The 19,217-nt window shown below is 59.5% G+C and carries 14 protein-coding genes; 8 read left to right on the top strand and 6 right to left on the bottom strand.

Translation table 11 applies throughout. From position 1 onward, the window contains the following. Window positions 1-29: 29 nt before the first annotated feature. Together PCPL58_RS20095 and PCPL58_RS20100 are read right to left on the bottom strand one after the other, a co-directional pair. A complete protein-coding gene (locus PCPL58_RS20095; protein WP_065350270.1) occupies window positions 30-5,243 on the bottom strand; it encodes a dermonecrotic toxin domain-containing protein in 5,214 nt (1,737 codons plus the stop codon). Window positions 5,244-5,381: 138 nt separating this feature from the next. Further along, window positions 5,382-5,951: an NADPH-dependent FMN reductase gene (locus PCPL58_RS20100; RefSeq protein WP_003368583.1), complete on the bottom strand. Its 570-nt coding sequence runs from the start codon at window positions 5,949-5,951 to the stop codon at window positions 5,382-5,384. A 210-nt stretch (window positions 5,952-6,161) separates the two neighbouring features. On the opposite strand from PCPL58_RS20100, the gene PCPL58_RS20105 reads away from it, so the two are divergent. Further along, window positions 6,162-6,377 carry a hypothetical protein gene (locus PCPL58_RS20105; RefSeq protein ID WP_004414020.1) on the top strand — a complete coding sequence of 72 codons (216 nt, stop codon included), beginning with the start codon at window positions 6,162-6,164 and terminating at the stop codon, window positions 6,375-6,377. Window positions 6,378-6,422: 45 nt separating this feature from the next. Here the strand turns inward: PCPL58_RS20105 and PCPL58_RS20110 are convergent, their stop codons facing one another. The 4 genes from PCPL58_RS20110 to PCPL58_RS20125 form a co-directional block, all read right to left on the bottom strand. After that, window positions 6,423-6,977 carry a GNAT family N-acetyltransferase gene (locus PCPL58_RS20110; protein WP_003368581.1) on the bottom strand — a complete coding sequence of 185 codons (555 nt, stop codon included), beginning with the start codon at window positions 6,975-6,977 and terminating at the stop codon, window positions 6,423-6,425. 20 nt (window positions 6,978-6,997) lie between these two features. Continuing rightward, the gene (gene dnaQ, locus PCPL58_RS20115; RefSeq protein WP_003368580.1) at window positions 6,998-7,777 is read right to left on the bottom strand and encodes a DNA polymerase III subunit epsilon; all 780 of its coding nucleotides are present in this window, start codon (window positions 7,775-7,777) and stop codon (window positions 6,998-7,000) included. 65 nt (window positions 7,778-7,842) lie between these two features. After that, window positions 7,843-8,295: a ribonuclease HI gene (rnhA, locus tag PCPL58_RS20120; protein WP_003368579.1), complete on the bottom strand. Its 453-nt coding sequence runs from the start codon at window positions 8,293-8,295 to the stop codon at window positions 7,843-7,845. A gap of 46 nt (window positions 8,296-8,341) precedes the next feature. Then, on the bottom strand, window positions 8,342-9,103 hold the full coding sequence (locus PCPL58_RS20125; protein WP_004414023.1) for a methyltransferase domain-containing protein: 762 nt from the start codon (window positions 9,101-9,103) through the stop codon (window positions 8,342-8,344). Window positions 9,104-9,184: 81 nt separating this feature from the next. On the opposite strand from PCPL58_RS20125, the gene gloB reads away from it, so the two are divergent. The 7 genes from gloB (at window position 9,185) to PCPL58_RS20160 (ending at window position 19,195) form a co-directional block, all read left to right on the top strand. Further along, complete coding sequence (gene gloB / locus PCPL58_RS20130; RefSeq protein ID WP_058396633.1) at window positions 9,185-9,964, top strand: hydroxyacylglutathione hydrolase; 780 nt, start codon at window positions 9,185-9,187, stop codon at window positions 9,962-9,964. A 99-nt stretch (window positions 9,965-10,063) separates the two neighbouring features. Continuing rightward, complete coding sequence (locus PCPL58_RS20135; RefSeq protein WP_003368575.1) at window positions 10,064-11,668, top strand: lytic transglycosylase domain-containing protein; 1,605 nt, start codon at window positions 10,064-10,066, stop codon at window positions 11,666-11,668. Window positions 11,669-11,804: 136 nt separating this feature from the next. After that, a complete protein-coding gene (locus tag PCPL58_RS20140) occupies window positions 11,805-13,634 on the top strand; it encodes an extracellular solute-binding protein (RefSeq protein ID WP_065350271.1) in 1,830 nt (609 codons plus the stop codon). After that, complete coding sequence (locus PCPL58_RS20145; protein ID WP_065350272.1) at window positions 13,631-15,487, top strand: extracellular solute-binding protein; 1,857 nt, start codon at window positions 13,631-13,633, stop codon at window positions 15,485-15,487. Before PCPL58_RS20140 ends, PCPL58_RS20145 begins: the two co-directional genes overlap by 4 nt. A gap of 1 nt (window position 15,488) precedes the next feature. Continuing rightward, window positions 15,489-16,562, top strand: coding sequence for a microcin C ABC transporter permease YejB (locus PCPL58_RS20150; protein WP_004414031.1), 1,074 nt, complete (start codon window positions 15,489-15,491; stop codon window positions 16,560-16,562). Between the two features lies 1 nt (window position 16,563). Continuing rightward, complete coding sequence (locus PCPL58_RS20155; RefSeq protein WP_003368568.1) at window positions 16,564-17,583, top strand: ABC transporter permease; 1,020 nt, start codon at window positions 16,564-16,566, stop codon at window positions 17,581-17,583. Between the two features lies 1 nt (window position 17,584). Then, window positions 17,585-19,195, top strand: coding sequence for an ABC transporter ATP-binding protein (locus PCPL58_RS20160; protein WP_004414034.1), 1,611 nt, complete (start codon window positions 17,585-17,587; stop codon window positions 19,193-19,195). The last annotated feature ends 22 nt before the right edge of the window (window positions 19,196-19,217 follow it).

The raw sequence follows: 19,217 nt of genomic DNA on the forward strand, positions 1-19,217 counted from the left end.
CGCTCAATGCGGTACGCCGGGGCAGAGCATCAGGGCTTCACAAATCGCTCTCGCCCCAGCAACGTCACCAGCAAGGCTACCGAGTCGGCATTTTTGAGCATGATGTCGACCCGCTTGTGGACGTCTTCATAAAACACATCACGCGCCTCTTCGAGCGTGCTCTTGCCAGCGATGCGCAGAATCGTCTGTTTTCCATTACCATCCATTCGCCTCAGGTCGCGCCACGAATCTTCGTCCAGCTGCTTGAACAACTTGTCGCGGTCTGTATGAAAGGACAGCGTCTTTTGCTGCTGATAAATCAGTTCGTTTCTGATCCGCAGTCGATAGGTCGGTGCATCTTCAAGCAAATCGATGAATGGGGCCTGTGAGTCCACGTAAGCAATGTCATCCGTTTTCAGCACCATATGTGATAACTCATGAATCAGGATCGCGGCCCGGTAATGCTGAGGAAACTTGAACTCCCCGGCACGTTGCGCGCTGAGCTTCAATCGATAGGTCGGCAGTCGAAAAAACTGCTCCGTCAGAAAAATCCTCCGCGCCGGGTCTGCTTCGAAGATGAACGCGCTGGCCGATTCGTTGCCCATTCGATTGACTCCGACCACATAACGCGGCGAGTCGATGGGCGACAGCGAAGGATCTATCAACTCCTGATACAGACCGGTGACAGCTTTTTTAGTCACTTCGTAGAGTCGATCGTCAGGCACTTTCTGCGCAAAAAAATCGCTCAGTATTTTCGCCGCACGCGGATCCAGCTTGTTGTCCGGCAAGCGTCTGGTCAGGTTGTCCAGAGCGTTTTCCAGATAGCGCTGCGCCTGCAGGCAGGCATCTTCGATGGTCAAAGCCATATCCCGGTGGCGATGACGAATTTCGGGCATGCCTCGAGCGCTGACAACCATGATTTCATCAACCAGATCGTCGACAAGACTGCCCTCCATACGGGTAAGCGCCCCTCCTCCACCGCGCAGTCCGCCCTGGATGTCCAGCTTCCATTGCTGATCCGCATCCAGACTCACCGAGGGACCTATCCTGTCGCCCGACACAATGAACCAACCGTCCTCATCTGACTGCACCTCATAGGTTTTCCCACCTATGGCTGCATACGCTCTGCCGGTAACAGGATCGCGGTAGACGCTTAACAGTTCATCGCGTTGCAGCGTGTACAAGGCTATGTCGTGAACTTCGAACTCGCGCAAACGCTCCCGTATCTGTTGCGTCAGAGAGCTGTTGCCCCAAGAGAACTCGAACGTATCAGCGGCATCGATCAATTGCACAAGCGGGTCGGGCGACGTTGGGTCATCCAGCAAGGCGCTGGTCTCATGAGACGTCAGTGATGCGGCCTCCGCAGGGTTCTGCCCGGAAGAAATCATCACGCTCAGAGCCGTCATGAACTCCGAGATCGCCTGGCCCCATTGCTGATCCGTTGCCGAGATGAGCGACAGGTTCAACAATGTCTCCCCCTGAATGATGCCGATCAGTGCCCCCAGGCGTCCAGGCATGAGCGCCATGAATTGCTCTGCGCCCAGCGTGAACAGATACTGCGTCGCCGCGCGGCGGTGTTCGGCATTGGTGACGCTGTACTGCTTGACCTGCAACTTCAGAATATCCAAAGCGCCCTTGAACATCAGCAACAGGCAATTGCCCTCATAGGGATCGATTTGCACGGTGACAGGGGCAGCACGCTCGAACGGCAGATCGAAAGAGGACTCGGTGCTGAAAGGCAGGTGCGGCTCCACAAAGCCACCCTTGTCGTAAATCTTGCGCAAATCGGGGTCGATCCGGTCCAGAATGTACGCTTGGAAATAGGCGGAAGTGTGAATATCAAGCACCAGCGCAGCCTGGTCGGGATACTCCTTGAATACGAACTCGTCGTGCAGGGGCGCATAAAGCACCCACGGTCCCGGCTGATTTTCCCTTGGCCCCATCAGGTACGTATTGAGCACGACGGTCGGCTCCCAGCCCTCCTTGGCCGGCAGCAGTTTCAAGGGACTGAGGATCATCTGGCAGCCGTTGACCGGCAGGCGCGCGACCGCATCAGGCATGCTCAGTACGTTTTCGATAATCCGATACGCCTGCTCGGACAGCTCGTTTTTCAGCTTGGAAGCAAAGGCTCGCAAAATATCCAGCGAAGGAACCTGCTCGACGAACAGTTTGCGGCGCTCGAGATAATCCGGCCTCGTCTCGGCCAGCACCGAGTTCAGCATCGTGCGGTAACCCGAGGCGATGTCCAGCGACCTTACCAGCTCACGCAGATACACAGGTGTCAGGGCCACGTCCAGCGGCGTGCCATCCTTTGAGGAGAGCAGAATGACCCCGTCCTGCCTGGACAGAAAGCGGTTGATTGCAAACTCCACCAGGTTTTCGCTGACGACCTGGGTAGCCGCAGGTATCGACTGGGGCAACTCGCCCGGCGCCACCGGGGCGGGGACGTAGTGCGTCAGCGAAACACGCACGTTTTCAGGATCAGGCCGAGGCTTCGCGAAGTCCTTGTCGAACCTGCGCTTGAGTTGCTTGAGGGAGTAATCGTAGAGGCTTGGAATATCGAACAGAAAGTCCTTCTCGCCGACACAGGTCACATAAAACCGTCGCAGGGTCTCGACCAGAATGACCTGATCACGCTTCGACGCCTCGCTGACCCATGAAGGTACGAGCGCTTTGTAAATGATGAGCTGAATGGCAACCCCCAGAGAATTGAGGGCCTGACGATTTCGGTCATCCCGCTCTGCGGCACTCAGCAGGTTGGCGAACAGTTCCGACGGCACCTGCCAGGCTATGGACTGCCGATAAAGATCGGCCACCGTACGCTGCTGGCGCTCGACCTCGTCGCGCTGCAATGCCTCGATGAAATGCCCTTCAATGGGTTGCAGGACGACCTTGAGTTCAAGCGTCCCTCGACGGGCACGCTGGCCGAGTAACATGCGTCGGTCAGGTTCAGCGATAACGCCTGACACCTGCGAGCTCAGCTCCATGCTTGTCAGTCGCCCGGCGAAATACTCTTCCAGCGCCTGCTGGGTTTCAAAACCGACGAGTCCCTGATCCAGGATCCACAGGACGGGCTTACTGTCGGGAAGCCTGCCAGTGACCACAAACGCATTGGTTACCTTGACCACGGGCACCTGCGGGTCGTACTGAACCGTCACCCTAAAAACATCGACGCGCGCCTCGCCCAACGTCTCCCGAAGTGCCGGCAACGGCCTGTCGAGGACCTGCTGTACGTTGTCGAGGAAAGCGACAGGCAGCGTGGCCGTGCGCCGTTCGACCAGCAACTCAAGACGCAGCGAGTACTCCCGGACCAGGGCGGATATCACGTCGGGATGCATGCTGGTATCGCGTTGGCGAATCGTACGTGAGTAGAACTCGCTGATCTGACCCTCGAAGCGATGGGCAAAATCTGCCTGCACGCAGATCAATATCTGCTCAAGCAATGCCAGCGACAGACGCTGCACCGGTTGATCCGCCACCGGAGTGATCTGCCCGGCGAGAACGATGCTGTCAGCCAGGGGGATGCTTGTGTAACCGCACACCCGTTCAAGCGCCAGCGTCAACACTGGCACCGGCGTCGCCTCAGCGACATCCGCCTGCACCCAAAGCTTGCGGGCATCAAGGGGCGGACCGCCGATCAAAGCCAGATAGAGGTTGAGCGCGCGATGCATGCAGCCATCTGCACCGGGATGCATGGCATCGACGCTGCCGAGCAAAGCGTCGAGCTTTTTCAACTTGCCCATCCAGTTGTAGGACGGGTCTGAAATCAAGTTCGGCCGTTCACTGACACTGCTCTGGGCAGCCGCCCCCCAGACGCTGTCAAAGCTCAGCCGGTCCTGACGCCAGCGTCCTGCGTCGTCCGTGTTCAAGAGCCGACCATCGAGCAGCTTGCGGATGTCCAGTGCATCGTCAATCCGAGCCGGATTTTTTTCGGAATGAAGGGCCGGCAGGTCAAGTACGTAGCGCAGGTCGCGCTCTTGCAAGGCGATCAGGGCATCAATGAATTCGCTGAAAAAGTCCTCGGTGAGCGTGTCGTGACGCAGCTCAAGCTGACCTTCCAGGCTGATGACGGAATGATCATTCAACGATGAGTAAAACAACAATCCGGCGCGTGAAGGGCCCCTCAGCACATGCTCGATGGCCTGAGCCTGATCGCCGAAGCGCAGGAAGCCCGGCAATGACGAATAGAGAAATACCGCCGGTGACGCCTCTCCGGGGAAATCGATGAGGAATACGCCGACCAGCTTGACGGGGTCCTGGCCGGCCACGACAACAGATAACCTGCGTACCCTCGGCACCGGCGCAGCGGGCCCGCCAGGCTGCGAAGGCAGCAGGGTCAGCAGCCAGCGATATTCAGCCTCCGTCATGTTGCGGTGCGCCCGGCCCGATAACAGATGCTGGCGAAAACACTCTGCAAGCGCATCAGCGGTGAGGTCGCGACGCGTGCGCCCATCCTGCCCCTGAGACGTCCAGTAGTCAGACAGCAACTGCTCATACGCGGTGCCGACTGAAGCAGCCGAGTCTGCCAGCGCCTGATCGAAAACGATCGCCTGTGCCTCGGGCAACGCCGCCCCCTTGGTATCCAGATAGCGACGTGTCTGGCCTTGCGGCAGGGATTCGTAGGAAAACGCCTGCATGGCGGCATCGGCAAGGTATTGAGTTCCGACGACTGCTGACGCTGCCGGAGCAGCACCGGGCGCCGTGTGCACAAGCTGGACGGTCTGGGCAACGACGTCGATGCCCCTTTCTACCAGCACATCCTGAAAGGCCTTGCCTGTCGCCTGTCGAAAATCAGGCAGCGCCTCCAACCTGGCCGCCAGGCGCTGCAGATGCCCGGCCTGCTGGCGCAGCACGGCCTGCGTGCGGGCGTCAAACAGCGAGCCTTCGATGCGTTCGCGCTCGACGATCGACAAGGCAGTGATATCGTCGAATCGCTGCTGCAAGGCGTTGAACAGCGCGCTGCGACTCTCGAATTGCTCGATGCCGAAGGCCAGGGTACTGAGAAAGACCCGCGCCGAGGGATTGGCGGCATCACTGATGAACAGGGCTGCGGCCAATTCCGCATTAACGGGCTGCGCGTCGCTTATCAGCAGCCGGTCGACTCGGGGAGCCGCATCGCTGGTGGGCTCGTTACTTTCGGCAGCCAATAGCTGCAACCACGCGCCGTCGCCACGGCTGATTCGAGACTGTTCGATAGCGTCCCGAATGTCTTGTGTGAAGCGCGCGCGCAGAGAGTCGCTGAAAAAATAGGGAGCTGCTGACATGTACTGTTTCCTTTGGAGGGCGCCTCTGCGCACAGCGCCCAGGCGCGTGGCAGAGAAAAAGGAAACAGCTTATGGGGATGGACCGACGCGCCTGCGTTACATAAAGCAATCGATCGGCAGACGCGCTTCGTCAAAAAATCAGTGGGCAGCAGCCCTGCCGTTCTTCTCGACCCAGGCGGCGAAGGCATCGATGAACTTCTGCAGGAAGGGCCTGGTTTTATCGGACAACGCGCCGGACTCGTCGAAAAAGCTCCCGGCGCCGCCCAGGTAGGCTTCGGGCTGCTGAAGGCACAGCACGTCCAGAAACACCAGCGACTGACGCAGGTGATGGTTGGCACCAAAGCCACCGACAGCACCCGGCGAGGCACTGATCACGGCGCCCGGCTTGCCGCTGAAGGCACTTTTGCCGTAAGGACGCGAGCCCACGTCGATGGCGTTTTTCAGGGCACCGGGCACCGAGCGGTTGTATTCCGGGGTAACAAACAGCACGCCGTCGGCAGCGCCCAGTTGCTCGCGAAAGGTGGTGTATGCAGGCGGCGGTGAGTCGCCATCGATGTCTTCGTTGTACAACGGCAGATCACCGATCTCGACAATATTCAGTTTCAGGCTGGCAGGTGCCAGTTCTGCCAGAGCAAGAGCGATCTTGCGGTTGATGGACTCTTTTCGCAGACTGCCGACCAATACGGCAATGGTATGAACCTGGCTCATGAAAATATCCGTCATCTGATTCAAGGGAAGGTTAGGTATAGAACAGAAGCCGGGTTTAGACGACCTTTGCGCCAGTCAATTCCCTACGCGCTTGAACGGCAGGGATTATTTTTTCCCTCAAAGGCAAACTCACCTATAGATCAGTGGTCTACTAGCCTCGATGGATTCGTAAACCAGCAGTTATATTCAGTTTCAGAGGTTACAGAGCAAATGGCTTCAGTTCTCGTCGGACAATTTCATGCCAGGGACGCCGAAGGTCGCGTTTATCCGGTTCATGAGTTCCAGGAATCGCAGCCGGATGAGGCGCAGGGCGGTCAGCCGGTGATCACCTACAGGCTGGCAATCGGCGACCGGGTCAAGCATTTGGGTGGTGAGGACTTCGAGCTGGTGCAATCGGGCATAAAAATTACCCGTACACCCACGTAATAACGGCAGCATTCCCGCCTTGGCTGCATGGCCAGCGGGAAGCTGTTAATCCGAAAAAATCAGATACCAGAAAATCGCCGTTTCACGAGTGTTCGGATCGATGCCCCGATAGCGCATGTGATCCACCCCGCCTACCACGTACCCGCAACTCTCATACAGCCTGCAGGCCCCCAGGTTATTGTTCTGCGTTTCCAGAACGATGCCAGGCAGATTGCGCTTACGAGTCCAGAATTGCGCGGCGTCGAGCAACGAGCGTGCGACGCCATGACGGCGCGCCGACTCGTCCACTGCCAGCTCATCGATATACGCGAATCCGCTCCAGTGAGTGCTCATCACGATATGGCCGACGGCGTGGTCATCCAGCCAGGCAACCATCACCGAACTGGTGGCGGCTTCACGATGATCGGCAAATTCCTGAGAGTCGATGCCATAGTTCTTGCTGTACGGCTCGACCAGCTCGACCGGCCATGAATCCACGGGCTCGCCGATACGCGGCTGCGCATAGCCAAGCACTGTAAACGTGAATTCGCTGTTGAGGATGTAGTCCTCGAAGCATTCGTCTGCAACCCGAATGCTCAAAGCAGGATGTGCCACGCTCATTTCACCTTTGCCGCTTGCTGTCAGGAAGATGCCTGCGCTCCGGCTTCCAGCATCTGTACCCAGAGCGGAGGAGCACCGCAAGCCTTGGCGATGGTGCTCATACGCACTTCGTGCTCGGCCAGCTCACTTTCAGAGGCGCGAATGATGCGGCATGGCTTGCGATCGGCAGGCAGGCGGCGAATTTCGCTGCCACGATTGCCAGAGCCTTCGCCCGAACCGTTGCCATCGGAGGCATTGCCAGCCAGCGACAGGCTGGTCTGACCGCCGGTCATCGCCAGATAGACGTCGGCCAGAATCTCGGAGTCGAGCAATGCGCCGTGCAGCTCACGGCCCGAGTTATCGACGCCGTAGCGCTTGCAGAGTGCATCCAGACTGTTGCGCTGACCCGGGTGACGCTCTCGCGCCATCATCAGGGTGTCGAGAATCGAACAGTGCTGGGTGATATCAGCCCTGTCCTGCGAACCCATCAAGGCAAATTCGTTGTTGATGAAGCCAACGTCGAACGCTGCGTTGTGAATGATCAGCTGCGCGCCTTTGATGAACTCGAAGAATTCATCGGCGACTTCGGCAAACCGCGGCTTGCCGACCAGAAATTCATTGGTGATACCGTGAACACCGATCGCGCCTTCGTCACTTTCGCGATCAGGTTGCAGGTAAACGTGAAAATGCCGACCGGTCAGGCGGCGACCGATCAACTCGACACAACCGATCTCGATGATGCGGTGACCATCCGTCACCGGCATACCGGTGGTTTCGGTATCGAGGACGATGGATCTGTTATCCAGGTTTTGCAATGCCATTGACTGTTGCCTCATGTACAGGCCGCGATTCTAGCACGCAGCGGCCGTTGCAAGCCCGTGCGCGTCTAGCCGTGCCGGATGCCGCGCACTTCGTCGACGCCACGGTTGGCGAGCTGGTCGGCACGCTCGTTGCCAGGGTGGCCGATGTGCCCGCGCACCCACTGCCATTTCACCGTGTGGCGACTGACCTGTTCATCCAGAAGCTGCCACAGATCGGCGTTTTTGACCGGCTCCTTGGCAGCGGTTTTCCAGCCGCGCTTCTTCCAGTTGACCATCCACTCTGTAATGCCTTTCATCACGTACTGAGAGTCGGTCACCAGCGTCACTTCGCAAGGGCGCTTGAGTTCTTCAAGCCCGCGAATCGCACCGGTCAGTTCCATCCGGTTGTTGGTGGTATTGGCTTCGCCACCCCACAACTCTTTTTCGACGCCCTTGCACACCAGCAGGGCCCCCCAACCGCCCGGGCCAGGATTACCCTTGCAGGCACCGTCGGTGAAGAGTTCAACGCTATCGCTCATTACGACCTTTCCAGAATGATGGGCTTCATGTGCAGCAAGGCGTTATTCAAGCCTGGTCCTGAGTGTTGCGGCTGACCTTGGCCATCGGCATGGGGATCAGCTTGCCGATGGGGTCGCGGCGCACCTGACGCAAGGGCCTGAGGCCGACCACCAGTTTGCGCGCCACCAGTACATAGAAGCCGCCACCGGGGCTCTGACGCCCCTCGCCAAGGCGTTCGAGCCCTGCAAGACGCGACTGCCATGCTGCTGAAGCAAGAGGCGGACGATAGCATCCGAAGCGCCGTTTCTCCAGCGCGAAGCCCAGCAGATTCAGCCAGTCAGCGACCCGCGAGGATGAAATGCAGCGCGCCTTGCGCAACGCATCCCGCGCGAATACGTGACGTATGCCCCAGGTGCTCCAGGGGTTGATGCCGATAATCAGCAAGTGCCCGCCCGGCCGCACGCTGCTGGCCGCTTCGCGCAGCAGGCCGTGGGGCGACAGGCAGAAATCCAGGCCGTGCTGCAACACCACGACATCGGCCGCGTGCTCACTCAATGGCCACGCCTGTTCCTCACAGACGATCTCGACACCCGGCAACGGCGCACCAAGGCGTACATTGCGCTGCACCTGGGGAGCCACTGGCGGGCTTTCCGCCGACGGGCCGTAATGCACCAGATAGCCGCCGAAGTATCGCCCCAGCTCTTCGTCGAGAATGCGCCGTTCCTCTTCGAGCAGAAGCTGCCCGAGCGGCCCGGAAAGCCATTCACGGGCAGCGCGGATCAATGCAAGCCACTCAGGATCAGCCTGAGCGAACGCTTCATCGGTCATGAGTTCTCCTCCAGAGGTGCTCGCATACAGCGGCAACAGACTCTAAGATGCACCATTGTCTGCCGCTATGCGAACTGCGCCATGATACAGATCCACGCCCTTCCTGCTTTCAATGACAACTACATATGGTTGTTACAAGACCTTTCGAGCCAGCAGTGCGCTGTCGTCGATCCGGGCGACGCGAAGCCGGTGCTGGGCTGGCTGGCGCAGAATCCCGACTACCGGCTGACCGATATCCTGATCACCCACCACCACAATGATCATGTGGGCGGCGTTGCGGAACTCAAGCAGTCGACCGCGGCGCGCGTGCTGGGCCCTGCAGCCGAAACCATACCGGCACGCGATGTCGCGCTGGTCGACAATGACCGACTGACCGTGCTGGGCCTGGAATTTGTAGTGCATGCGGTTCCTGGCCATACGCTGGGGCATATCGCGTTCTATCACGAGGACGCCACGACCCCCCTGCTGTTCAGCGGCGACACGCTGTTTGCTGCTGGCTGCGGACGGTTGTTCGAGGGCACGCCGCAACAGATGCACGATTCTCTCAGCCGCCTGACCGATCTGCCGGACAGCACACTGATCTACTGCGCTCACGAATACACGCTGAGCAATCTGCGCTTTGCGCAGGCCGTCGAGCCCGACAATGTCGATATCGCCGAACGCCTGGCCGAAGTGACGCGCTGGCGCAGCGAAAATCGCATCAGTCTTCCGTCGAATCTGGCCCTGGAAAAACGTACCAATCCGTTCCTGCGTACGGGGGAAACATCCGTTAAAGAAAAAGCGGACGAACGGAGCGGCGGGCAAAACACCTCGCAGAGTGCGGTCTTTGCCAGCTTGAGGGCCTGGAAAGATAAGTTCTGACCCGACCTTAAAACCGCAATAAAATTCTGAAAGGTTGACCGACGGCAGGCTGCTTCCTAGAATCGCCCGACATTTTCGTCTGGATGTACCCCCCGAACAATGTCGTCATCTACCAGCAAGCCTTCACATTCGGACGCATTGACTCGGTTGGCTCAGGCCATGGCCGTCACCGCGAGTGCCCTTCTGGCCGGTTGCCAGAGCACCGCCAGCGTCGACCCGGTCAATAGCCATCGCGCGCCTAACCTGGCCGCCGGCATCAAGCAAAAACCGATTTTCCTGTCGCACAAGCCTGCCACCCCTCTCGCACCTCCACAGGATGTCTGGGAGCGCATGCGTCAGGGCTTTCAACTGCAACAAGGCAATGATCAGAACCCCCGCATCGATCAACAGCGCCTATGGTTCGCCAACAACCCTTCCTTTCTGGAAAACGCTGGCGAGCGCGGCAGCCTGTACATGCACTACATCGTCGAGCGCCTTGAAGAACGCAACATGCCGCTGGAACTGGCGCTGCTTCCGGTCATCGAAAGCGCCTACAACCCGATGGCCGTTTCGCGCAGCCAGGCGGTCGGCCTCTGGCAGTTCATCCCGTCGACCGGGCGTTACTTCAACCTGCGCCAGACCAGCTTTTATGACGGACGTCGCGACATCCAGGCCTCGACCGTTGCGGCACTGGATTACCTGACCCGCCTGCATGACATGTTCAACGGTGACTGGCTGCTGGCCCTGGCAGCCTACAACGCCGGCGAAGGCACGGTGAGCCGCGCCATCGAGCGCAATGACAAACTCAACCTGCCGACCGATTACTGGAACCTGCCGCTGCCGCAGGAAACCCGCGATTACGTACCCAAGCTGCTGGCCCTGTCCCAGGTGGTGTTGTCGCCGGAAGCTTACGGCGTCAATCTGAACCCGATCGCCAACCAGCCCTACTTCGAAGTCGTCGAGCTCAACAAGCGTGTCGACCTGTCCAAAGTGGCCAGCGCCGCCGATATCGACGAAGACGAGCTTATCCAGCTCAACCCCGCCTACAAGAAGCGCCTGACCGTCGATGGCCCCCAGCACCTGCTGGTGCCCACTTCCAAGGCGCAACTGCTGACGGCCAGCCTGCTGACCATGAAACAGGAAGAACTGGTCGCCTGGCAGCCTTATCGGGTGCGCAAGGGCGATACCCTGGAAAGCCTGGCCAGTCGTTATCAGGTCACGGTCAGCTCGCTCAAGGGCAATAACAAGCTGTCCGGCAACCGCCTGAAGGTCGGTCAATCACTGAGCATACCGGTCAAGCCGGGCATGCAGAATTCACAACCCGTGTTCGAAGCGCTGGCCAGCAACGACAAGCCGTCACGTACCCGAAGCTACAAGGTGCGCAGCGGTGACAACCTGACCACCATCGCGCAAGCCAACAAGGTGGATGTCGAAGACCTGCAACGCTGGAACAAGCTGACCGGCAAGAAGCTCAAGGTCGGCCAGACGCTGGTCATGCAGGACACCAGCAAACCTGCCGGCAAAGCCGCCAGCAAGTCGGTCGCCAGCACCGGTGGCAAGGACAGCGAAAAGAAATCCATGCAGTACAAGATCCAGAAAGGCGACTCGATGTATCTGGTCGCCAAGCGCTTCAACGTCGAGATGCAACATCTCAAGCGCTGGAATCCACGTAGCGGGCAGGCTCTCAAACCCGGCCAGACCCTGACCGTTTACCTGCCACACTGATGCGCACGGCCACTTGCCCTTCGATAACCTTGGGGCGGGTGTCCGATGCAGCCCGGCAGCGCCATCACCTGCAGTCTTTTTCCAGCTGGAACAAGCTGTTACTGTTAGCGACCCGAAAGCCCAGGCCGTCTGGATCGTGATACGTCCCTTCCTGCTGACCCTCAGCCTGGCCTTGAGCTTCTGCGCCAACGCAGCCATCACCGAAAGTCATGGCTACGCGCAGTTTGGTGTTCTCAAGTACCCGGCCAGCTTCACTCATTTCGACTGGGTCAATCCCGAGGCGCCGAAAGGTGGTACCCTGAGAATGATGGCCTTCGGCACGTTCGACACGTTAAACCCCTACACATTCAAGGGCAGCAGCCCGGTCTCGACTGGCAACTTCCTGCAGTATGGTGTCAACGAGCTGAATGAACCGCTGATGGTCGGCACAGGCCAATACGACCCATCCGGCGATGAACCGACCTCCAGTTACGGGCTGATCGCCCAGTCGGTGGAATACAGCGAGGACCGCAGCTGGGTGGTGTTCAACCTGCGCCCGCAGGCGCGCTTCCATGACGGCAAGCCCATCACCGCCTACGACGTGGCGTTTTCCTACCGGACACTGCTCAAGGACGGTCACCCCCAATACCGCACCGCCTTGCAGGAAGTGCAGCGCGTGGACATTCTCACCCGTCATCGCATCCGGTTTGTCTTCAAGCGCTCGGGCAACCCGCTGCTGATCCTGCGCCTGGGCGAACTGCCGGTGTTGCCGCAACATTACTGGAAGGACAGGGATTTCAAGGCGACCACCTTCGAGCCGCCGCTGGGCAGTGGCCCTTACCGCATCACCCGCGTGCAGCCGGGTCGGCAACTGGTGTTCGAGCGGGTCAAGGATTACTGGGGCAAGGACTTGCCGGTCAACCGCGGCAAATACAATTTCGACCGGGTCGAGGTCGAGTTCTACCGCGACAGCGACGTGGCGTTCGAAGCGTTCAAAGCGGGTGAATTCGACATCTACATCGAGCATCAGGCCAAGAACTGGGCCAGTGGCTACGACTTCCCCGCGGTGGCCAATGGTCAGGTGATCAAGGCGCAGATCCCCCACCGCATACCGACACAGACCCAGGGACTGTTCATGAACACCCGGCGCGCCGCCTTCGCCGACATCCGCGTGCGCGAAGCCCTGGGTCTGCTGTTCAATTTCGAATGGACCAACCGCACGCTGTTCAGCGACGCCTATGACCGCTCGATCAGCTACTACCCCAACAGCGAATTTTCCGCGACGGGCCTGCCGACCGGGGCCGAATGGCTGCTCCTGGCGCCCTACCGCGATCAGTTGCCCGCCAGCCTGTTCACCCAGCCGTTCGCCCCGTCGAAAACCGATGGTGGCGGAATCCCGCGCGAGACCTTGCGCAAGGCCCTGAAGCTGCTTGCCGAGGCTGGCTGGACGCTGTCGGACAAGGGTTTGCTCAATGCCGACAAGCAACCGTTGCGCTTCGAGATCCTGCTGGTCAACCCCAACCTCGAACGCATTCTGCAACCGTACATCGAAGACCTGCGCCGTCTGGGGATCAATGCAGGGCTGCGCACCGTCGACCGCGCCCAGTACAAGCAACGTCTGGACCGTTTCGATTTCGACATGATTCTGATGACCCTGCAACAGATCCTGAGCCCCGGTCTGGAGCAGTGGCAGTATTTCCATTCCAGTCAGGCTGCGATCAACGGCAGCAAGAACTACGCGGGTATCGCCAACCCCGTGGTCGATGCCCTGCTGAACAAACTGCTGGCCGCGCAAACCCGGGACGAACAGGTCGCCGCGGCGCGGGCGCTGGACCGCGTATTGCTGTCTCAGCACTACAGCATCCCCAACTGGTATCTGAATAATCATCGGCTTGCCTATCGCAACCGATTCGCCATGGTCACTACCCCGCCCTACACCCTGGGGCTGCGTGCGTGGTGGCTCAAGACTCTGGAGAAGCCCCGATGAACCCTCTGCACTCCCTGCGCTCGCAGGCAGCCGGCCTGCTGCTGGCCAGCCTCGCCTGCACAGTACAGGCTGCGCCTCAGCATGGCGTGACGCTGTATGACGAAGCGCCGAAGTACCCGGCTGATTTCAAGCACTTCGACTACGTGAACCCGGATGCCCCCAAGGGCGGCACGCTGCGTCAGGCAGGCTTCGGCGGCTTTGACAGCTTCAACCCGTTCATCAACAAAGGCGTACCGGCAGAAGATATCGGTCTGATCTACGACACCCTTGCCCGCTCGAGCCTGGATGAGCCATTCACTGAATACGGACTGATCGCGGGCAAGATCGAGAAGTCCCCGGACAACAGCTGGGTGCGTTTCTATCTGCGCCCCGAGGCGCGCTTTCATGACGGCCACCCGATCCGCGCCGACGACGTCGAATTCAGCTTCAAGACCCTGATGGAGCACGGTTCGCCCATGTACAAGGGCTACTACGCCGACGTCGATCAGGTCATCGTCGAAGATCCGTTGCGCGTGCTGTTCAAGTTCAAGCACAAGGGCAGCCGCGAGTTGCCGCTGATCCTTGGCCAGTTGCCGGTGCTGCCCAAGCATTTCTGGGCCGATCGCGATTTCAGCAAGGGCAACCTGGACTTCCCGCTGGGCAGCGGACCTTACAAGGTCGCCGACGTGAAGGCCGGTCGTTCGGTGAGTTATGAGCGGGTCAAGGATTACTGGGCACAGGACCTGCCAATCAACAAGGGTTTCTACAACTTTGACGTGCTGACCACCGACTACTACCGCGACAATACGGTAGCGCTGGAGGCCGGCAAGGCCGGGCAATTCGACTATTGGCTGGAAACCAGTGCCAAGAACTGGGCAACCGCTTACGACACGCCCGCAGTGCGCGACGGCAGTCTGATCAAGGAAGAGCTTCCCAATGGCAACCCGACGGGCATGCAGGGCTTTGTCTTCAACCTGCGCAAGCCTGTGTTTCAGGACGTCAGGGTCCGTGAGGCGCTGACTCTGCTGCTGGACTTCGAGTGGACCAACAAACAGCTGTTCAACGGCTCGTACAGCCGCACCAAAAGTTATTTCGACAACTCGGAAATGGCCGCCAGCGGCCTGCCGTCTGCCGAAGAACTCAAGCTTCTGGAACCGTTGCGCGGCAAGATTCCGGATCGCGTGTTCAGCGAACCCTTCACCCTGCCGGTCACCGATGGCAGCGGTATGATCCGTCCGCAGCAGCGCCGGGCCTTCCAGCTGTTGCAGGAGGCGGGCTGGAAGATCGTCGACGACAAGATGGTCGACGCGCAGGGCAACCCGGTAAAAATCGAGTTTCTGATGGCCCAGACCGAGTTCGAGCGCATTCTGCTGCCTTACAAGCGCAACCTGAGCGACCTGGGTATCGAGCTGGTGATTCGTCGGGCCGACGTGTCGCAATACATCAACCGCCTGCGCTCGCGGGACTACGACATGATTGTCACTGGCTATCCGCAGTCCAGCTCGCCCGGTAACGAGCAGCGCGTGTACTTCGACTCATCCAGCGCCGACAACCCGGGCAGCCGCAACTTCATGGGCCTCAAGGACCCTGCGGTGGATGAGCTGGTCAACGGCCTGATCAACGCCGACTCACGGCAAAGCCTGATCACCCATACCAAGGCACTGGACCGTGTGCTGCTGTGGGGCTTTTACGTCGTTCCGAACTGGCACATCAAGACTTGGCGGGTGGCTTACTGGAATCACCTCGACCATCCCAAGGCCGAAGCACTTTCCGATATCGGCCTGATGACCTGGTGGGCCAGGCCGGATGTCAAACCGGTAGCCGCGACCCCGTCAGCCCCTGATCAGGCCAAGCCTGCGAACGCGGAGCAATAACATGCTGGCTTATATTCTGCGACGGCTGCTGCTGATCATCCCTACCCTGCTCGGCATCCTGATCATCAACTTCGTCATCATTCAGGCCGCCCCCGGTGGCCCGGTCGAACAGATGATCGCCAAGATCGAAGGCTTCGATGGCGCCACCAGCCGGATAGCCGGGGGCGGCGCCGAAGTATCGGTGGCCGGCTCCAACTACCGCGGCGCGCAAGGCCTGGACCCGGCATTGATCAAGGAAATCGAACGCATGTACGGTTTCGACAAGTCGGCGCCGGAACGCCTGTGGATCATGATCAAGAACTACGCCACGCTGGATTTCGGCGACAGCTTCTTTCGTGATGCCAAGGTCATCGACCTGATTGTCGAGAAGATGCCGGTGTCCATTTCCCTCGGGTTATGGAGCACCCTGATCATGTACCTGGTGTCGATCCCGCTGGGGATTGCCAAGGCCACGCGCCACGGCAGCCAGTTCGACGTATGGACCAGTTCGGCAATCATTGTCGGCTATGCCATTCCGGCGTTCCTGTTCGCGATTCTGCTGATCGTGGTGTTTGCCGGGGGCAGCTACTTCAACTGGTTTCCACTGCGCGGGCTGACCTCCAACAATTACGATGAACTGAGCACGCTGGGCAAGCTATTCGATTACTTCTGGCATCTGGTATTGCCCGTCACCGCACTGGTGATCGGCAACTTTGCCACCATGACGCTGCTGACCAAGAACAGCTTTCTCGACGAAATCAGCAAGCAATACGTGACCACGGCCAAAGCCAAGGGCCTGAGCAACCACAAGGTGCTCTACGGCCATGTGTTTCGCAACGCCATGCTGCTGGTGATCGCCGGCTTCCCGTCGGCGTTCATCGGTATCTTCTTCACCGGCTCGCTGCTGGTGGAAGTGATCTTTTCGCTGGACGGCCTGGGCCTGATGAGTTTTGAAGCCGCGATCAACCGCGACTATCCGGTAGTGTTCGGCACGCTGTTCATCTTCACCCTGCTGGGGCTGGTGGTGAAGCTGATCGGCGATATCACCTACACCCTCGTAGACCCGCGCATCGACTTCGAAAGCAGGAAGCATTGATATGAAGCTGTCTCCTCTCAATCGCCGTCGCTTCGAACGCTTCAAGGCCAACAGGCGTGGCTGGTGGTCATTGTGGCTGTTCCTGATTCTGTTCGGCCTGAGCCTGGGCGCCGAACTGATCGCCAACGATAAACCGCTGGCTGTGCGCTACGACGGCCACTGGTATTTCCCGGTATTCGAGCGTTACCCGGAAACCACCTTCGGTGGCGAATTCCCGCTGGAAGCCAACTACAAGAGCCCATACATCAAGGAACTGCTCGCCGCGAAGGATGGCTGGACCCTGTGGGCACCCATCCCGTTCAGCTACCAGAGCATCAACTACGACCTGAAAGTCCCTGCTCCGGCGCCGCCTTCGCGGGAGAACCTGCTGGGCACCGATGATCAGGGCCGTGACGTCCTGGCACGGGTGATCTACGGTTTCAGGATTTCGGTACTGTTCGCCCTGACCCTGACCATCCTCAGCTCGATCATCGGCGTCATCGCCGGCGCCTTGCAGGGCTTTTATGGCGGCTGGGTCGACCTGCTGGGCCAGCGCTTCCTCGAGGTCTGGTCGGGCCTGCCGGTACTGTATCTGCTGATCATCCTTGCCAGCTTCGTACAACCCAACTTCTGGTGGTTGTTGGGCATCATGCTGTTGTTTTCCTGGATGAGCCTGGTGGACGTGGTGCGCGCCGAGTTCCTGCGTGGCCGCAATCTGGAATACGTAAGGGCCGCGCGGGCGCTGGGCATGGAGAACGGCGCAATCATGTTCCGCCATATCCTGCCCAACGCCATGGTATCGACCATGACCTTTCTGCCGTTCATTCTCACCGGGGCCATCGGCACCCTGACGGCGCTGGACTTTCTGGGCTTCGGCCTACCCGCCGGCTCGCCGTCACTGGGCGAGCTGGTAGCGCAGGGCAAATCCAACCTGCAGGCGCCCTGGCTGGGCATCAGCGCCTTCGCTGTGCTGGCCATCATGCTGAGTCTGCTTGTGTTCATCGGCGAATCCGCCCGCGATGCTTTCGACCCAAGGAAATAAGATGAACAATGACAATCTGATCGAAATCCGCGATCTGGCGGTCGAGTTCGTGACGGGCGACTCGCGGCAACGCGTGGTCGAGAACATCAGCTTCGATATTCGTCGCGGTGAAACGCTGGCGCTGGTCGGCGAAAGCGGTTCGGGCAAGTCAGTCACCGCGCACTCGATCCTGCGCCTGCTGCCCTACCCCATCGCCAGCCACCCGAGCGGCACGATCCGCTACGCGGGTGAAGACCTGCTGAAGGTCGAAGAGAAAAAACTGCGTTCGATCCGTGGCAACCGCATCGCCATGATCTTCCAGGAACCGATGACCTCGCTCAATCCGCTGCATTCGGTGGAAAAACAGATCAACGAGGTGCTGGGCCTGCACAAGGGCCTGACTGGCAAGGCCGCCACCGAGCGCACGCTGGAGCTGCTCGATCTGGTCGGCATACCTGAGCCACACAAACGCCTCAAAGCGCTGCCACACGAGCTTTCAGGTGGCCAGCGTCAGCGTGTGATGATCGCCATGGCCCTGGCCAATGAACCCGAGCTGCTGATTGCCGACGAACCGACCACTGCGCTGGATGTGACGGTACAGCTGAAAATCCTCGAGCTGCTCAAGCAGTTGCAGGCTCGCCTGGGCATGGCACTGCTGCTGATCAGCCACGATTTGAACGTGGTAAGGCAAATAGCCAACCGAGTATGTGTCATGCAGCGCGGTTGCATCGTCGAACAGGCATCGTGCGAAGAATTGTTCCGTTCGCCGCAACATCCCTACACCCAAGTGTTGCTCAGCGCGGAGCCCAGCGGCGGTCCATCGACCAACACCGCCGGCGCCCCGCTGCTTGAAGTCGAGGACCTGAAAGTCTGGTTCCCGATCAAAAAAGGCCTGCTCAAGCGTACCGTCGACCACGTCAAGGCGGTGGACGGCATACGTTTCAGCCTGCCGCAAGGGCAAACACTGGGTATTGTGGGTGAAAGCGGGTCGGGCAAATCGACGCTGGGCCTGGCGATTCTTCGACTGATCGGCAGTCAGGGCACCATACGGTTCAAGGGCAACGCGCTAGAATCCCTGTCGCAACAGCAAATCCGTCCGCTGCGCAGGCAGATGCAAGTGGTTTTCCAGGACCCGTTTGGCAGTTTGAGCCCGCGCATGTCGGTGGCTGAAATCGTTGGCGAAGGCTTGCGAATCCACGGCATGGGTACGGCCGCCGAACAGCAGACGGCGATTATCGAAGCGCTCAGGGAGGTTGGTCTGGACCCGGATACCCGGCACCGCTACCCTCACGAGTTCTCCGGTGGCCAACGCCAGCGGATCGCCATTGCACGTGCGCTGGTCTTGAAGCCGGCGCTGATTTTGCTGGACGAGCCGACCTCGGCCCTCGACCGGACCGTACAGCGTCAGGTCGTCGAGCTGCTTCGCTCGCTGCAAACCAAGTACAACCTGACGTATTTGTTCATCAGCCATGACCTGGCTGTCGTCAAAGCGCTGAGCCACCAGTTGATGGTGGTCAAGCAAGGCCAAGTGGTCGAACAGGGTGCAGCGCAGGATATCTTCGCCGCACCGCAACATCCTTATACACAGCAGCTGCTGGAGGCCGCCTTCCTGGCGCCGGTAGCTGTCGATTAACCTGAACCTGAAGAGGAACAAC

Origin of the sequence: Pseudomonas cerasi (assembly GCF_900074915.1) — a bacterium.
Lineage (GTDB): Bacteria > Pseudomonadota > Gammaproteobacteria > Pseudomonadales > Pseudomonadaceae > Aquipseudomonas > Aquipseudomonas cerasi.

Excerpts from the sequence above, each read along its gene's own strand:
- PCPL58_RS20095 (WP_065350270.1), bottom strand. The coding sequence starts at position 5,243 with ATGTCAGCAGCTCCCTATTTTTTCAGCGACTCTCTGCGCGCGCGCTTC.
- PCPL58_RS20100 (WP_003368583.1), bottom strand. The coding sequence starts at position 5,951 with ATGAGCCAGGTTCATACCATTGCCGTATTGGTCGGCAGTCTGCGAAAA.
- PCPL58_RS20105 (WP_004414020.1), top strand. The coding sequence starts at position 6,162 with ATGGCTTCAGTTCTCGTCGGACAATTTCATGCCAGGGACGCCGAAGGT.
- PCPL58_RS20110 (WP_003368581.1), bottom strand. The coding sequence starts at position 6,977 with ATGAGCGTGGCACATCCTGCTTTGAGCATTCGGGTTGCAGACGAATGC.
- dnaQ (WP_003368580.1), bottom strand. The coding sequence starts at position 7,777 with ATGGCATTGCAAAACCTGGATAACAGATCCATCGTCCTCGATACCGAA.
- rnhA (WP_003368579.1), bottom strand. The coding sequence starts at position 8,295 with ATGAGCGATAGCGTTGAACTCTTCACCGACGGTGCCTGCAAGGGTAAT.
- PCPL58_RS20125 (WP_004414023.1), bottom strand. The coding sequence starts at position 9,103 with ATGACCGATGAAGCGTTCGCTCAGGCTGATCCTGAGTGGCTTGCATTG.
- gloB (WP_058396633.1), top strand. The coding sequence starts at position 9,185 with ATGATACAGATCCACGCCCTTCCTGCTTTCAATGACAACTACATATGG.
- PCPL58_RS20135 (WP_003368575.1), top strand. The coding sequence starts at position 10,064 with ATGTCGTCATCTACCAGCAAGCCTTCACATTCGGACGCATTGACTCGG.
- PCPL58_RS20145 (WP_065350272.1), top strand. The coding sequence starts at position 13,631 with ATGAACCCTCTGCACTCCCTGCGCTCGCAGGCAGCCGGCCTGCTGCTG.
- PCPL58_RS20150 (WP_004414031.1), top strand. The coding sequence starts at position 15,489 with ATGCTGGCTTATATTCTGCGACGGCTGCTGCTGATCATCCCTACCCTG.
- PCPL58_RS20155 (WP_003368568.1), top strand. The coding sequence starts at position 16,564 with ATGAAGCTGTCTCCTCTCAATCGCCGTCGCTTCGAACGCTTCAAGGCC.
- PCPL58_RS20160 (WP_004414034.1), top strand. The coding sequence starts at position 17,585 with ATGAACAATGACAATCTGATCGAAATCCGCGATCTGGCGGTCGAGTTC.